At 37.3% G+C, this 17,135-nt stretch carries 13 protein-coding genes; 5 read left to right on the plus strand and 8 right to left on the minus strand.

The window, feature by feature from the left end; genetic code table 11:
- Positions 1-9: 9 nt before the first annotated feature.
- Positions 10-621 (minus strand): GTP pyrophosphokinase, encoded by a 612-nt coding sequence (locus tag FC19_RS08450; protein WP_057876533.1) that lies wholly within the window; start codon positions 619-621, stop codon positions 10-12.
- 368 nt (positions 622-989) lie between these two features.
- The gene (locus FC19_RS08455) at positions 990-4,166 is read right to left on the minus strand and encodes a glycoside hydrolase family 70 protein (protein ID WP_057876534.1); all 3,177 of its coding nucleotides are present in this window, start codon (positions 4,164-4,166) and stop codon (positions 990-992) included.
- A gap of 386 nt (positions 4,167-4,552) precedes the next feature.
- Here FC19_RS08455 and FC19_RS08460 point away from each other — a divergent pair, with 386 nt between their 5' ends.
- Positions 4,553-5,905 (plus strand): MFS transporter, encoded by a 1,353-nt coding sequence (locus FC19_RS08460; protein WP_057876535.1) that lies wholly within the window; start codon positions 4,553-4,555, stop codon positions 5,903-5,905.
- 316 nt (positions 5,906-6,221) lie between these two features.
- Here the strand turns inward: FC19_RS08460 and FC19_RS08465 are convergent, their stop codons facing one another.
- Positions 6,222-7,079: a DUF1129 domain-containing protein gene (locus FC19_RS08465; RefSeq protein ID WP_057876536.1), complete on the minus strand. Its 858-nt coding sequence runs from the start codon at positions 7,077-7,079 to the stop codon at positions 6,222-6,224.
- Entirely contained in the window at positions 7,076-7,405 is a 330-nt protein-coding gene (locus FC19_RS08470; RefSeq protein WP_057876537.1) for a PadR family transcriptional regulator, read from the minus strand. The genes FC19_RS08465 and FC19_RS08470 overlap by 4 nt, the downstream gene beginning before the upstream one ends.
- Positions 7,406-8,017: 612 nt before the next feature.
- On the opposite strand from FC19_RS08470, the gene FC19_RS08475 reads away from it, so the two are divergent.
- Positions 8,018-9,457, plus strand: coding sequence for a 6-phospho-beta-glucosidase (locus tag FC19_RS08475; protein ID WP_057876538.1), 1,440 nt, complete (start codon positions 8,018-8,020; stop codon positions 9,455-9,457).
- A gap of 126 nt (positions 9,458-9,583) precedes the next feature.
- Here FC19_RS08475 and FC19_RS08480 read toward each other — a convergent pair whose 3' ends face one another.
- Complete coding sequence (locus tag FC19_RS08480) at positions 9,584-10,327, minus strand: MurR/RpiR family transcriptional regulator (protein WP_235809354.1); 744 nt, start codon at positions 10,325-10,327, stop codon at positions 9,584-9,586.
- 230 nt (positions 10,328-10,557) lie between these two features.
- On the opposite strand from FC19_RS08480, the gene FC19_RS08485 reads away from it, so the two are divergent.
- From FC19_RS08485 to celB, 3 genes are read left to right on the plus strand one after another with little or no spacing between them, the layout of a single operon-like run.
- Positions 10,558-10,881, plus strand: coding sequence for a PTS sugar transporter subunit IIB (locus FC19_RS08485; RefSeq protein WP_057876539.1), 324 nt, complete (start codon positions 10,558-10,560; stop codon positions 10,879-10,881).
- Between the two features lie 29 nt (positions 10,882-10,910).
- Entirely contained in the window at positions 10,911-11,249 is a 339-nt protein-coding gene (locus FC19_RS08490; RefSeq protein ID WP_057876540.1) for a PTS lactose/cellobiose transporter subunit IIA, read from the plus strand.
- Between the two features lie 26 nt (positions 11,250-11,275).
- Positions 11,276-12,625: a PTS cellobiose transporter subunit IIC gene (gene celB / locus FC19_RS08495; protein ID WP_057876541.1), complete on the plus strand. Its 1,350-nt coding sequence runs from the start codon at positions 11,276-11,278 to the stop codon at positions 12,623-12,625.
- 396 nt (positions 12,626-13,021) lie between these two features.
- On the opposite strand, the gene FC19_RS08500 is transcribed toward celB, so the two are convergent.
- The 3 genes from FC19_RS08500 to FC19_RS08510 all read right to left on the minus strand — a co-directional run bounded on the left by FC19_RS08500 (position 13,022) and on the right by FC19_RS08510 (position 17,130).
- On the minus strand, positions 13,022-15,952 hold the full coding sequence (locus FC19_RS08500) for an SEC10/PgrA surface exclusion domain-containing protein (RefSeq protein WP_162261191.1): 2,931 nt from the start codon (positions 15,950-15,952) through the stop codon (positions 13,022-13,024).
- Between the two features lie 49 nt (positions 15,953-16,001).
- On the minus strand, positions 16,002-16,772 hold the full coding sequence (locus FC19_RS08505; RefSeq protein ID WP_057876543.1) for a hypothetical protein: 771 nt from the start codon (positions 16,770-16,772) through the stop codon (positions 16,002-16,004).
- Positions 16,773-16,833: 61 nt separating this feature from the next.
- Positions 16,834-17,130 carry a hypothetical protein gene (locus FC19_RS08510; protein ID WP_034989064.1) on the minus strand — a complete coding sequence of 99 codons (297 nt, stop codon included), beginning with the start codon at positions 17,128-17,130 and terminating at the stop codon, positions 16,834-16,836.
- Between the last annotated feature and the right edge of the window lie 5 nt (positions 17,131-17,135).

Below are 17,135 nucleotides of genomic sequence, written 5' to 3' on the forward strand. Positions count from 1 at the left end.
CCGCTCTCCTCAATCATTTTCATGAATCAACTGCCGAATTGTCTGCATTTGAACATCACAAGATGCAAGTTGATCCGCACAACGTTTTAATTCCTTACCAATTTGTTCGGGATTTTCAATACTATGTTTATACTTCATTTCATGTTCTAAACTAGCCCACGAATCCATCGCAATTGTCCTCAGCTGTACTTCAACAAAATAGCATCCCGAGGTATTACCATCAATATAGGGGTATGGCGTATCGACTTTTAAAATAAGATGGTAACTTCTGTATCCGTTAGGCTTTGACCTTGTAATATAATCTTTCTCTTTAACTACCTCACACCAGTCTGCATGTTTCAAAAGATCAATAGAACGATAGACATCATCAATAAAATTACAAACAATGCGAATTCCTATAGCATCCTTGCATTCACGAAGTGCTCCTTCTGGAGAAAGTGGAAAGCCTTTTCGCTGACACTTCTCTACCATACTATCTTCAGTCTTAACGCGACCAATCAAGTGTTCATATAGCTTGTTTTTATTTTTTTCAATTTCCTGCTGGTTAAGAACAGCGAGTTTCTTCATAACATCGTCTTTTATTTGCGAAAGATAAGGCTTAAATTCCCCGTATATTTCCATCATCGTCATTCCTTTAGTATATTAATTAAACATTATAACAGCATTCATGCCAATTACTATTCTAAACAAAACAAACACAAAACTAAAGATAATTAAACAACACCTGTTAATCTAACTAACTGTATAGTTTTATCTCATAATTAAAAACTTAAATTTATGATGTATCAAATGTTAACATTAAAACATTAAATTTACTTATAAAAAATCTGAATAGAAGTAAAAATTAATACTTATTTGATATCTGAAAACCGAAAGATCAAAAAAATGACACACCGTCTTTAAGGGAGCATATCCCTAAAAAGACAGTGTGCCGTTTTTTATGGTCCTTACAGTTATCTCATAAATCGAAAAAGCAATACTGCAAAAAACTACTCAAAGTGCTTGCCCACAAGTGGGGCTGGCAAAAACTTCTGCACTGCTGGTGAATTTTCTCCGACATAGAAGTAGTTGCTATACGGACTGCGTAAAACATAATCTATCCCACGTCCTAAAATATTTGTTCCGTTGAAATATTTAGCAGACCAACTCGTAATCTTCACACTTGGATCGATGGGACTACCGTTTGAAGCCTGAATATCAGTAAACAATTCTGGGTATTCGATTTCTAAGAGATCTAGAAAGGCTCCACCATATATTTTCTGGTATTTGCCTCCTCCAATTGTATTTGTGATATACAAACAGCTGTGCATCTTAGAATCTGTTAATTGGTTGCCTCTCTCATCTGTTCGATCAACTGTCACCAATTCCTTTGTCGGCAAATTGTAAATTTGATCAGGTACCCAATCGGCAATTGCTTGAATTCCTGCAGCATGCAGTGCTTTAAGCGCATTCCGCAGGTCATCGACCGTTCCGTATTTTGTTGGCATTTCAAACCCCAGATCGTACCGATCCGTGAAAGCATAGCCATTATCAATAATTGAATCTAGGAATGTCTTGTCTCCACTTGACCGGTATTGCGGAGCTAATTCAAAGCTGGTAAATCCTAGTGATTTGAATAACGCCGTGTTTTTCGCAATAACAACATTTGCATTATCATCATGTGTGTCTGGATAAGAGATAAAGTTCGAAAAACCCTCAAAAAGAACATTTGAATCTAATGCCGCATTTGAGTGAAACGTTTTGCCATCAGTTGATGCCGTTACTGTAGCTGATGTTCGTGCATCCTGCTCAGCTGACGCTCCCACTGGTACCCAAACAGCCAGATATCCTGTCACTTGTGGATTAGCATATCCTTGAACATGAGTGTTTGCTTCAACTTGTCCATTGATCACTACATCCTGATTGCTGAAAAATAAATCTCCATCATCATTGGTGTAGGCAATTGGAGCACCTTCATCAACAGTGTAGTTAGCCACTCCAGCCTCAGTGGCCAAAACAGCTGCGCGATAAGCTTGATTATGATGGGTAGAGCCCATATGCAATACAACCTGTTCGCCCTCTAATAATTTCAAAGTAGTATTGTTGCTGACGATTACACCAATTCCCTCGGTTCGTGTCTCACTTGTTCCTTGGTCACTTACCGTCATTGCTCCCTTACCGAAACGAACGCTGGTAAGAATATCATTGCTATCAACTGACATTGTCTGCCCACCGGCAACATACTTGCTCCTCGTCCTCAATAAATTAGCAATCGTATCATAATAGATGGTCTTACCTGCCATATATTGGCCGCCTTCAAGGTACATATCACCATAATAAACTCGTGGAATAGTGTCCTTGTTAGTTAAAAGCATCGCATACGTGCTTGGCATATTATAACGATTATATTGCTTGTTTGTTGCAGCTTGGTCCTTATAATATAACTCTAGTCCTTGCTGCAGCTGTTGCCAGTTAAATACCCCATATTCTTCGCCTGTCGCTGCTTGAACTGCCGCTTGAATCTGATCTTGCGAATTAGAATCATGTGCTCGCACAAATGTATAATTCGGAATAGCTGCATTTTCGGTGCTGTCTTTAGAACGATCGATTAGATACCAGTGCAGGAAACGGTCCATCTTGTCATTTGTTCCCGGCTTGTTTTCTAAAGAATAATTCATCTGACCAACAAAATAATCATCCATTGTTAATTGGTTAGCGCCTTGTTCAAAGATATATTGCGGGTCGTCCGATCCCCAATCTTCCAAGATCGATAAGTGTGCATTAGCCGTCTTATCATTTCGCTCAACATGATAAGCGTTTTTGAAATATTCAGCAGCTATATGCAACAGATCCGCGTCAACATTATCGACCGCATCAACCCGAATCCCATCAAAATTAGCGGTTGCATCATTTCCCGTAATCGAGCCAAAGTTCAGTAGGTAATGCAGCCAATTCAACTCTTCGGCTTGTACAATTGGGTTGGAATTATCGATATCATTGGCAAGCAAAAACTCTGAACCTTTATTCTCATTATTCTTTATATATGATGGAACATAGCCTAAGATACGATAGTCAGAGTTTGCTCTTGGGGTCAACTTACTGTTAATGTAAGTTAAGAACCCACCTTGCAATGATTGTAGGCCATCTGAACTGACATCTTCCGAAGATTTGTTCCAAATTGTTTCTGTCTTAATGAAATTATGCATCAGTTGACGTAGCCAATTGGCAGAGGACGTTATCATCAGATTTTTTTCAAATGCGATCTGAACATTGTGAGCTGCACTGTCAAGCAAGCGCGCACTATCATCAGCCGAAAATTTATGTTCGCTCTGCACAATTCCTTGTGCAAGCATGTAGTTCACATAATCTGCTTGAATGCTCTTGGTAGGCCACCACGCCATTAAAAGCGGTCGAAAATCAGTTTTTCTTGCCTTGTCCCATGATTGCCCATCTCTTAAAATATATTTTGGACGATACCAAGAATCAGCTGTTAGATAACCATTTATATTTTCAAAACTCTTCTTATTATGTGAATAAGCAGTATTGTGAGCTGCAAAATCAGCAACTGCTTTAGCAGAACTGTCTTGACTTGGGATGTTCTGAGAAATCAATTGAGAAACTTGTCCAGTTGCTTCATCGGAATAATATGTTTTACCGTCAACTGTCTCTAACACGCCTTTAGCTAGGTGACCATCCGTATCAAAATAATACGTTACCCCGTCAATTGTCTGCAATCCCTTCGCATACGAACCATCCTCATTGAAGTAATAAATATTACCGCTTTGAGCTTTAAAAAAGCCTGGTTTCGCTGGTTTGCCATCACTTTGATAAGCTGTTGTTTTGCCGTTGCTTGTCAAAACATAGGGAATCGCATTACCTGAAACTTTATCAAAGTAATAAGTTGTTCCATTAACTCTTTGACATTCACCTCTCAATTGTGCACCAGATGTCTGATCAAAATATTGCAAATGTCCATTAATTTTATTTAAACCCTTAAGCTTGTTCCCGGACCTGTCAAGATAAAAACGTGTCCCATTTGAGTTTACGTATTTTCCCCCATAAACTTCTCGAGCTTCAGAATCATTACTTTTACCAGCAGAATTAAGCACTTGTTTCTTATTCTTAAAGCCTTCTCCCCCGTGCCGTTTGTTTACTCTTTGCCGTGTTTCTAAGATTGATTGAATCATATCAAAACTTCCCTTCCTTTAAGATTGATTTCATCTTAAGCCCAAGATTCAATATAATCAAACGCATGTTCGCTTTTTATTCAAAAAAAGATGCTGATACTTTCATAAAAGGATTATCAATTCATGAAACACTCTGTTTTCAATGATTTTTGTTGCCCATTGACACAAAATTTTGGGGGGATGATAATTAGCCTAAGCTTTACAAATAAAATAATCACCTAACTTGGGAACAAGAGCAAACCTTTCTAGTTAATAGTTTTAGTTATTGACTTACTTTTTTTATCAGTTAGATTTTAGTTATAGATATAGCTCATCTAGCAAAATTTAGAATTTACCTATCAGAAACAACATTCAACTTTTATTTTAAAATTTAAGGGAGTTATTTTATGAATGAAAAAGTTTCATTAAAAACAATGCTGAGCATTGTAGCAGTCGCCTTAGTATCTTTCTCAGGGATCATGGCAGAAACAGCGATGAATGTTACATTTCCAGTCTTATCAAAAGAATTCCATACCAATCTGAATAGCATTCAATGGGTTACAACCGCCTATCTATTAGCGGTTACCGTGATGATGACGACAAGTGCATATCTGATCAAACGCTATCGCAGCCGTAGCTTATGGCTCGCTAGTGTAATAATTTTCATGATCGGAACATTGATTGGCGGTTTTGCGCCGAATGTAGTATTACTACTCTTTGGTCGTATTTTGGAAGGTATTGCTGCTGGTATTGCCATGCCGCTCATGTTTAATATTGTTGTAGCAACCGTTCCTTTTACTCAAGTCGGTACATGGATAGGTTTAGCTTCAATGGTGGTTGGTTTGGCACCATCTTTTGGTCCAACATACGGTGGTGCGTTGGTCGACACGCTTGGCTGGCGTTCAATCTTTTTTATTTTACTGATTGCCCCGACAGTCTCGCTACTTTTGGGCTGGAAAACAGTCGGCTCAATTGAACGACATCCATTGAGTAAAACATTTGATGTAATCGCATTCGTTTTATTAGCGATCTGCTTAACGGCGTCTTTGCTTCTCGTTAATCAATTAGAAAGCGGCACAGTTAATTGGACATGGCTTATTACAGCACTGGTAACTCTGATCGGCTTTATCTGGCGCGGCCTTACATCAACTCATAGTTTTTTGAACTTGAAACTATTCGCCCAAGTAAAATTTGTGTCGCTATTACTCGTTATTTCAATCTCTATGTTCATCATGTTGGGACTGAATCTGATTATTCCGATATATCTTCAAGATTTCTTACACACCTCAAGCTTTTGGGCAGGCTTTTCTTTACTGCCGGGTGCCTTACTTGGTGCATTCTTGACTCCCGTGTTTGGACGGTTATACGATTTGAAGGGTGCTAAGCTGCCATCATACTTGGGTAATTCCATCTTCACAGTATCTGTGTTCATAATAGCTGTGTGGTCACATCACTTATCCTTAGTGTTAATTATTGGACTCTACATTACATTTATTATTGGTCGGAATATGTCATATACAAGCGCGCAAACCGCAGTTCTTGCGGATGAAAAAGAAAGTAATAAGGCAGATGCAACAGCAATCGTCCAAACACTGCAAATGTTTATGGGTGCGCTCGGAACAACAGTAGGTGCCCTTTTGCAGTCCGAAAGTGGGGTTGCTAACGGTCTTCAGCACTTCTCCTGGTTATCTGTCGGTTTAGCGATATTGATCTTTGGATTATTTGCAAGCTATTTTTTCAAAAATAGAACTACAAAATAGCAACTAAGTGTAATTTAATACGGTTGTATGCCTACAACAAAAAAGCGGGTATTGTTTTTTACACCAATACCTGCTTTTTATTTTCAAAAATACAAATCACAGTTTAGCAGCTAGTTAGAAGAAGGTTGAGAATGATTGAGATTCAAATCTTATAGTTTATAAGTATGTATGTTTTCAAACCATCTATCTTGGCCTTTTATGATACATTTCAAGCTTCTTCCTTTCGCTGTTACCGGTAGAGATTTGTTCATACTCTCTGCCAACTTGCAATAACACATGTACTACTTGTTGAGGAAAAACACTGTAATAATAATTCCTAATCCTTAGCTATTTTTTTCACCTGAATCCTTGACCAGACGATATTGGCTAAAAAGCCAATAACAGCAGCACCAACCGACAGATATTTGATATTGCCTGCTCCTATGATATCAACCATCACAGGTATTCTTTGAATAATTCCCACTAACGCTATCAAGAAAATAAATGGTGTTATCGGATACAGATATATTTGCTTGCTGCTAACAATCCAGAACGTGAAGATAACTGCTAAAGCTAAAATAAGGATCGTATCATAAGGATAGACAATTTTAATTGTCAAAAAGTCGGGAGTCCAAGATGAAATAGCCAAGAACAATAAAACAAAGCTTGCAAAAAATACTGTTCCAACAATATACCCTACTACTTTTGACTTGCGCAAAATATTATTTTCACTTAAATAAATGGACTTATGAACTAAACTGAAAATAATACATGTCAACGCAATTGATAACCCAGCCATCAAAAGGTACTCTATAACATTTATTTTAAGCGCTCCAGGATGGGCGAAATCACTCAGAAAAGTAATCAACCAAAAAATTCCAATTGGAATTAATGTTATGTCGACCATCTCTTTAAAACCAGCCTTTTTAAAATTTTTGATCATACTATTGGCCAGTTTCCGACTGTCTTTACCAAAATATTCTTCGGCGGTCTGTCCGTTTTCTTGCGCTTCAATCAAGTCCAGGCAGACATTGTATATCTGTTCGGTGACATCTTCTTCATCGTAAAAAATACCTGAAGTGAGCAAATAACTTCTCAAATCATCAAAAAATTTTGCATTCGATCCTTCCAACTGTTTCTTGAGCTCATTTGTCTCATCCCTTAACTTTTCCATTCGTGTATCTTTTTTATTCATTCTTTTCCCCCTAGTTTAAAGATCCGTTTGACACTGTTATTAATTTCTTGCCAATCCTGCAAAAATGCTGTTAGTTCTACCTTTCCGTCCGGAGTAATACTGAAATACTTGCGACTCGGTCCTTCAGGTGATGGCTTCATCCTGCCGATAATAAGTGCTTTTTTTTCAAGTTTCTGCAAAATCGGATAGATCGTCCCACCTATTACATCTGTAAAACCAACGGCACGCAGTTCTTGCACAAGTTGATACCCATATGTTTCATGCTGGGCAACAATTTGTAAAACACATCCTTCTAGGACGCCTTTTAACATTTGTGTTTTACTCAATGTTCCACCCCTTTCAGTAGCTAGTATGTAATAACAACTACCATATTTAAAAATATATCATACCTTTCACTAGTTTGTAAAGCATAGTAGTTAAATAGATACAGATTATATACTTTGTTTCTGAGAGTTGTTCAATTACCATGTAATCGATAATTATGGCAAAAACACCTAAGCTTTACTGGTAAAATAAGCGTTCACTGGAGCGAATATTATACGCCAATTTTTGTTATTTCTTAAAGCATGTTAAATTATCGATTAGCTTTCACGTATCTAATATCACCTGTAGTATGATACTCTTTCAAAATTATTGATGCACGTCTTGCCTTCTAGCTTAAGCTCTTTGCCTTAGAACTCATGACTAAGCCTCTTTATTTTTAGGAATCTAAATTACATGGTTAACTAAGGATCATCACAGTTATGGAAATTAAATCATAGATTTACTTTCTTTTTAAATAATTCATTTCAAATCTTTAAGTACTGTCTCTCTACATCTGTTTCAAAATTGTAACATATTACATTCTTTCGGCTACTGTTACTATTCACTCACCAGCAATGTTAGCGCATTCAAAAATAAGATATAATTAAGAAAACCAAAAAAGGGAGACGACTTAGATGACATATTCAATACCAAAAGACTTTTTATGGGGTGGCGCAGTTGCGGCTCATCAATTAGAGGGTGCTTGGCAGACGGACGGTAAGGGCCCGAGTATCGCAGATGTTATGACTGCTGGGGCAAATGGAGTTCCTCGTCAGATCACCGATGGGGTCAAACCTGATAAATTCTATCCCAACCACGAAGCGATTGATTTCTACCATCACTATAAAGATGACATCAAATTGTTCGCTGAAATGGGTTTTAAAAGCTTTCGGACTTCGATTGCTTGGGCACGTATTTTCCCACAAGGCGATGAAGAACAACCGAATGAAGCTGGCTTAAAATTCTACGATGACCTCTTTGCAGAATGCCACAAGTACGGGATCGAACCCATTATTACATTGGCACATTTTGAGATTCCTTATAATCTAGTGAAAAAATACGGTGGTTGGCGCGACCGCCGTGTGATCGACTTCTTCATTCACTTTGCCACAACTGTTTTTAAGAGGTATAAAGAACAAGTTAAGTATTGGATGACTTTTAACGAGATCAATAATCAAACAGATTACAAAGAACAATTCTTAATGGCTACCGATTCGGGTCTAGTGTTAGAGCCAGACGATCCAGAAAGTGAGGCTCTGATGTATCAAGCAGCTCACTACGAGTTAGTTGCTAGCGCCCTTGCCGTGAAGATCGGACATGAGATCAATCCTGAATTTAAGATTGGCTGTATGCTGAACGTCTCACCATTATATCCAGCAACATGCAAACCTGAAGATACCTTCCAATCCTTAAAAGCAATGCAGCGGCGCTATTGGTTTGGCGATGTTCAAGCACTCGGTCACTATCCAAGACACATGGAAGCTTTTTTCCAAGACAATGGCTTACGCTCAGATATTACCGCTGAGGATCGCGTAGTTCTTAAAGAAGGTACAGTTGATTATATTGGATTTAGTTATTACAATTCAACAACAATAGCCGCTCAAGAAAATAATCCTGAATTCCATTTTGTCGGCCCTGAAGCAATACAAGAAAATCCTTATTTGACAACTAGTGATTGGGGCTGGCCAATTGATCCATTAGGATTGCGCTACTCGTTAAATTGGTTAGCTGACCACTACCACAAACCTCTAATGATCGTCGAAAATGGCTTAGGCGCCAAAGATGAGGTTACGGCCGAGGGCAAAATACATGACGATTATCGGATTTCTTATTTAAAAGCCCATATTCAGGCAATGAAGGATGCGATCGAAAAAGACGGTGTTTCAGTTATCGGCTATACCCCATGGGGCTGTATTGATCTTGTTTCCGCGGGAACAGGACAAATGTCAAAACGTTATGGTTTTATCTATGTCAATCGTGATGATGAAGGTAATGGCAGTAACAAACGTCTGAAAAAAGATTCATTTTATTGGTATCAAAAAGTTATTGCGACTAATGGAGAAGATCTAGGATAAACTTCCGACAACTGTTTTAGAAAGTAATCTAAAAAGTGTTCGACTGTTCACTACAATATTGTGTCAAAATAAACACAAAAAGGGCGACAAAAATTCTTCACGATAATTTTTGTCGCCCTTTTTATATTAGCGCTGCCCGATATTCCTAGCCAGAAGCTCTAAAATAAAGATTACTGGAGCTTGGGTCGTGATGTTTAAAGTCTTCTTAATGACCTCGGGCTTCACATTATATGAAAAATTAATTTCAGAAACTTTCGCTAAGGTACTGTAATTATTATCTGTAACGCTGATAATATGAAAGCCTTCCCCTTTTAAACTAATAGCCCGATCAACAATCTCATGTGTTTCACCGCTAACAGATAGCATAATAGCAATCTGATCAGTATCATGCCGAACTTCTTGAGGCAGCGGATAGAAGGGATCACTATTGTAAACTGAATTAACCCCAAAATTAGCAAACTGACGAGCACCATATTGTGCTAGTACGCCTGAAGTTCCAATACCAAAAAAAAGAACATTATTTGTATTGGAAATTAACTTTTTAAAAGCAGCCAGTTCATTAGAGTACTGCTGCAGCAAGGGTCGGTTAAAGAACTCACCCGTTAAATCTATAATTTCTGTCTCATAATTTGTTGACAATTTTTTTGTCTGTAATACCAATTTCTGTTGTTTTAAATCAAACTTAAATTCATAAAAGCTATCATAACCCATTTTTTTGATACATCTAATAATAGAAGCAGATGAAACATGAATCACCATAGCTAACTGGCGAATACTTGACTTAAGTGTCTCGTTAGGATGGGCTATCAAATAATTGTAAATTATAATTTCTGTTGGTGTGAAGTCCTTTAGATCGATCATTTCTTTCATCCCAACCTTCCTTAAAACATACGATGACTAAATTATAAAATAATAATTCAAAAAAAACAAAATTCTACTTTGTTTCATTATCTGTAAAATGTAACCATTTCTTTGTTTTTTGTAGATAGCGCTTACATACATTGCTATAATTAGCGTAGTAAAGCAAAGGCAGGTGTGATAAAATGTAAAATTTTATCGTTCTTGATACTAAAATACAAAATTAGCTAGGAGGAATTATCATGAGTGAAAAAACAAAAACAATTATGCTGTGTTGTGCTGCCGGTATGAGTACCAGTATGTTAGTTACGCGAATGCAGAAGGCTGCCAGTGAAAAAGGGATTGATGCAAAAATATTTGCTTGCCCAGCTGCAGAGGTCGATGAAAAACTGGAACAAGAAAATATTAACAGTATTTTGTTGGGGCCTCAAGTTCGCTACTTACTTGATAATATCAAGAAAAAAGTTGCAGATAAGCCCATCAAAGTCGATGTAATTGACATGCAGGCTTACGGCATGATGAACGGTGCCAAAGTTTTGGAACAAGGTCTCAAATTAAGCAACTAAAAATTCAGTTTTTTTGGAGGGATAGTTTAATGTCTGATAACAACGAAGAACAACAATTAATGCAGACGATGGGGCTGATAACTAATGCTGGTAACGCAAAGTCTCTGGCGATGGAGGCTATCCACGCTGCACACAGCGACAACTTTGAAGCAGCTCATGACAAGATCAAAGAAGCAAACAAATCATTAGTTGAAGCTCACAACATGCAGACAAAAATGTTAACAGCAGAAGCGAACGGACACCATGCGAAGCTGACCTTATTGGCTGTACATTCGCAAGATCATCTGATGACTGCCATTACATTTATTGACTTAGCTCAAGAATTGATCAGTGTTTACGAAAAGTTGGCTGAAACTAAGAGAGTTTAAATCTCGCAGAAAGAGGTGTTAGTCTAATGAATAATTCTGATGCGTTCAAAGAGAAAATGACAAATATGGTCGGTAAGTTTTCTGGCTCGCGTTTTGTCCGTGCAATCATGGAAGCTGGATACAGTGTTATTGCTTTTTCTATTATTGGAGCTATATTTTTAATCTTGCAAGTTTTACCCCAAGCTTTTCCAATTCCTGGTTTTGCAGAGCTATATGCAGGCACCCTAGGTCGCTTTGACGTTTTGTTCCAAACCGTCTATAACTCAACGATGGGCATTTTGGCATTAATTTTTGCAGGAACATTCACTTATAATTATACCAAGATTTACCAACAAGAGGAACATCTTAACTTAAATCCGCTTAATGGTCTGTTGATGTTTTTGATGGCAATGTTTATTACGGTCCCGCAATTAGTTTGGAAAGGTGGAACAGTTCAGTTCGTCCAAACCTTGGATAAAGCTAACATTATTGGCGGCGGGTATGCCGTATCGGTCTCGGGCGTTACACGAATTGGCGCAGTTGGGATCTTTACTGGCTTAGTTGTTGGTTGGCTGACAGTTCAAATTTATCGGTTTACGATCAAACACAACTGGTCGATCAAGATGCCTGCCTCAGTGCCGGCTGGCGTTTCTAACTCATTTAGTGCTCTGATCCCAGGATTCTGTGTGGCCTTTGTAATTGCTGGGCTTAACTTATTGCTAGTCTTTGCCAGAACTGATATCTTTAAAGTTCTTTACATTCCGTTCTCATTTGTTAGCAGCATTGCCGACACTTGGTGGGGCTTCCTAGTTATTATTTTCCTGATTCATTTTCTCTGGTGGTTTGGAATTCACGGCGCAACAATCGTCAGCTCGTTCTATACACCAATCGTATTGGCAAATATGGCCGCTAATGTTAAAGGGGCGAACCATTTCTTCGCCGGTGATCCATTGAATGCTTTTGTTCTTCTTGGCGGTTCAGGAGCTACTTTAGGCGTAGCTATTTGGTTAGTCACTAGATCCAGGTCCGTTCAATTACGAGAAATTGGTAAAGCAGAAATCGTTCCAGCGATCTTTAACATTAATGAACCTTTGATCTTTGGGTTACCAATTGTTTATAACGTCAAACTTTTTATTCCCTTTATTTTTGCACCGTTAGTTTCAGGGGGCATTGGGTATTTTGCAATTAGCACTAATCTGGTTCATAAAATTATTATTCAACAACCTTGGCCGACACCTATTGGTTTGGGCGGTTTCACCGCCACAACAAGTTGGCAGGGTGCTATTCTTGCATTCATCTGTGCCGCAGCTGCTTTCATCGTTTGGTATCCGTTTATCAAATATTATGACCGCACCTTGTTAAAACAAGAACAAGCGGCAGCTAAAGAACAGAAATAATAAAAAGTTTTCTTGAATTGATTCAAGCTCATGAGAACTTGAAGTTACCAAATAATGTTCCCCAAACCTCAAAACATCATTTAAAATATTTTCTAGGCGATGATAGGTACCCCTCTTTTGCTGGGATAACTCTCGTCGTCTATTTTGTTTATTGCATTGTTCAAGAGTTACTGATAAATCAAGCGCCCAAATGATATCAGGATTGTAGAATTCGACCTTTTTCGTTATCTTGATGATAAACATGAAAATAAGTCTTAGAAAATAAATGCACATACTTTTTTCTGAATTTGTTCTATACTATTAACTTTTATAAACAGCAACAGAACTAAGCCATATTGAACAAATTGTATCTGTTCAATATGGCTAGTTTTTTCATTTAAAAATTTTTTAAAATAACTATCTAAAATGTTTTGCTTTTCTGTCTCTGAAAATTAACCCTAGACTAAATAACGTGAGTAACAGACCCAAAATTTTCATAATTGGATTACTCATATCCCCAGTTTGAGGATAAACACTTTGTACTTCAACCTTATTTGACTTTCGAACAAATTTTTCTGTTGAGTTAGTGTAAGTCTTCTGCTCTAACCTATTATTAATGTAAGTATCCTTCGCTAAGGGAACAATTTTGGTATTGTTCTTCAAAATTCGCTCAATAGCTTTGTCACTATAGCCGCGTTGTTTCAATGTCTTGACCCAAGCTTGAACTATTTGATTATTAAGATCGATCGTAACATCACTACCTGAAACATTTGAAAGATTTACAGATGCAGCTTGTGTCTTACCTGATATAACATTTTGAGTTTGACTAGATGAAACAGTTTGAGTACCTTTTCCAAATATTGTATTACCTGTTGACTGATTGTTATTGTCTTTCTTAGCATTCTCTTCCCTAGCTTTTTGTTCAGCTTCTTTGACAGCTTGTTCAATCTGTTCTTGTGCAACAATCTTGTTCAATGTACTTTCGGCATTTGCAAGTGCTGTTTTTTTAGCTTGCTCATTAGCTAAAGCATCTTTGTAAGCTTTTTGAGCAGTTTTGTTGTTACCTTTTGCCTGTTCCAAAGCTGTTTCAGCATCAGCTAACCGTGCTTTTGCCTGTGTCAATACATTTTCAGCATTCTCAACAGCCGTCCTAGTTTGTGCCAATTTATCATTTGCATCAGCTAAAACTGTATCAGCATTTAGGTAAGTGTCTAATTTGTTTTGCAACGTTGTTAAAATAGCTTTTTGGTTAGCAACATTTTCATTAGCTGTTTTTTCGTTAGCTTGAACAGTTGTAAGTTTTTTCTCAGCATTGGAAACCGCAGTTTGCTTTTTCTGCAAGATAGCCTGTAATTCTGCTAACTTATCTTGCTGTGTTTTCAATTCTGCTTTAGCACTAGCTAATTTAGCTTGCTTAGTTGCAATGTCAGCATTGGCATCAGCTAAATCCTGTTCAGCTTGTTTTTCTTTTGCTTGATCGGCTGTCAATTGTGCTTGATCGTTTTCCAAAGTTTGTTGTGCCTTTGAAACAGCATTTTCAGCATCAGCGACAGCTTGTTTCTTTGTAGATAAGTTAGTTTGAGCTTTTGTTAAATCTGTTTTTGCGTTGTTCAAATCAGTAACCGCACTGTTGTAAGCTGTAGTTGCATTACTCAAAATTTGCTTTTGAGCTGACAAGGTGTCATTCAAATTCCTTAATTGCTGTTTCAAAGCAGAAACATCGTTTGATGGAATTTCATAAGTTGTTGCAGTATTAAACTTAGAAGCATCTTGAATTTGGTAATCCTGAACAAATTCGAAATGAACCTGTCCCATTTTATCAGTTGAAACACCTAAGTACGTGTTATCTGAATAACCGTAGTTGTCATAACCTAACAATGATTCAGCATGTAAGTAAGATGAACCACTATCATCAAAAAGCATTGAAACAATCGTGTTGTAAAGAGCTTCTTTCAAATCACTTAATGTGATATTTGAAGTTTCTGGCAAGAAACCTGCACTTAAATCTTCATAATAGTTGCCACCAGTCATTAAACCATATTGGCCTGCAACCTTGCTGATACCATCTTCATCATGCGCACTCTTAGCAAACAAATTCCAGTTATCGGTGTCGTATTGTTTAGCTACGGCCTGTGCAAAATCAATTGAACCTTGCGAAATTGAAAGAGTATGATTTCCAAGCTCTTTACGCAGTGGCTGTAATAAACTAGCAACGAATTGAGCTAATTGCTGTTGAGTATTGGCATCTAAATTGTCAACATCGGCAATCTTAGTTGCCTTATCAGTATCACTAGCTTGGTAAATATTGGTTGTAAGTCCTGATTTAGCGATTGTATCAATTTCATCAGTTGTCTTGGTCTTAAACATATTGTCGTTATAACCATCAGGCAATGTGATCGTGTTGGTTGAATTGATTTCATCCGAAACCTTGTTAGCCGATGCTTGTGTTGAGTCAACATCTTTTTGAGCGTCTGCTTTAGAAGAAGCCTTATCATTCACCGTTGCTGTTTTATCTTCAACATTTTGTTTAGCAATTTCGGTTGTTGATTCAGCAGAAGATTGAGCCGACTGTGCATCAATTACACTTGATTGAGCTTTAGTAACATCTGTTTGGTCGTCAACAATCTTGCTCTGGTCGGTTGCAACTTGGGCTTTGGCACTTGAAACTTCTGATTCAGTTTTTTGAGTATTTGTTCCATCAAGATCGCCCTGTGCTTTATCAACACTTGAACTTGCTTGGTCAACGTTTGTTTGCTGATTGTTAACATCAGTTTGTGCTGCACTTTCAGCAGTTTGTGCATTTTCAACGTCTGTTTGTGCGGATTTTGTGGCGGTACTTGCGCTATTTGCTGTATTTTCAGCATTACTTACAGAGTTCTTTTGTTCAGTAACATCAGCCTGTGTTTTGTTAATATTATCTGGTGTAGCTTCATCTTTAGTTGACTGTGCACTCAATTGAGCTGTTTCAGCAGATGATTCATTTGCCTTGGCTGTATCAACACTTGATTGAGCACTTGAAACACTAGAACTTGCTTGATCGACTTTAGTTTGTGCATTTGATTGAGCTGAACTTGTGCTATCGGCCGTTGCCTTTGCTGACGAGGTTTCGCTTTGAACTTGTGAATAATCCGTTTGAGCTTTAGAAACATCATCGGTAGCTTGCTGTTTCTTATCAGTCGTACTTGATTGGTTGGAAGCCTGTGCTGATGATGAAGAACTGCTGTCATTTGAAACTGTATCAGCATTTGCTTTCAAAATATTTGAGTTAAATGCTACAGCCCTCAGTGCTCCTGACACCGCCGTTAATGCTATTAACTTCCTACTAACAATGTATTTTTCTTTTGTCATTTTTTCTCCACCTTTAAGCTGCAAACTAATCATTAAAATATCACCTTTTTTACTGGGCAATCACTGTATCATTTTTGGCATCATGTGTTTGCGAAGTCATTACATTATTTGGGTAGGTTACATTTTTAAATTTTGCGTTATCGATCCTTTTCAAGGATTTTTTTCTAAGAGTTTCTATCTTAGTATCACTTATCACTGTATTTTGAGTTTTAGATGTACTATATGTCTCGGTCTTTTCCTGCCCTGAAATTGTATAATTTAAAATAACATTGCCTTCGATTACAACTGTTCCTTTTCCATAGCCTTTTGGATTTTTTTCAATGTGTACACCATTAAACGTTACATAATTATATGTACAATTATTTGGATCCGAGCCTACAGGTATCAAATTAGAAGCATCCGAAATAGAATCGTTACTTTTATTGTATGCATGGGACACAAAACTTTGTATTGCGTTAACTCCAGTCTGACCTAAGTTCTTATTTTGTGCAAAATTTGTAATACTTACCCCTTCTGTACCTGTTGTATAGGCATAAGTTTCCTTATTAGAATTTGAGGACCAGACAACATCATTAACAGCAAGAGCCCCATTACTAGATTTAACTACCTTAATTTTTGTATTAGGACTATTAAGAGAGCTTACTATTTTATTAGCAATTATCACTTTCTTTTTTAGCAAATCGTTTTTAGTACTTTGCTTTTTGCTAACATTTTTACTTGCTTCCGAATAAACAGTATTTCCACCATCACTCTGTTTTTTACATCCAACTAATAATAGTGAAAAAAGGCAAATTATACTTAAAAATTTAAATTTAGACAAAAAATCTCCCCCTAAAAATTGCTAACTTTCAAATTTGTAGTAAGACACTACCTATGTATTACTAACCCCTAGTCAATTTTTTCCAACCAATAAATTTCTTTACCTCTACCTCAGGCATAGCATTTTGATCAACACCGGTAATAAACTGTTCTGCACGAGAACCATTGTTAAAAATTAGTGCGCTTTTTGAATCCCCAGTATATTGAAAAGTATTATTAATACCATCAACTGACTTAAGGTATTTACGATAGCCTGTTACAGGGTCGACCAAAATAACTCGATACTTAGGTCTACTTAAAATTTTATAGACTACGTAAATTATTCCGATAAAAATAATAAATCCAAATAAATTTTCCATGTATC

It is taken from the genome of Liquorilactobacillus aquaticus DSM 21051 (assembly GCF_001436755.1).
Taxonomy (GTDB): Bacteria; Bacillota; Bacilli; order Lactobacillales; family Lactobacillaceae; genus Liquorilactobacillus; species Liquorilactobacillus aquaticus.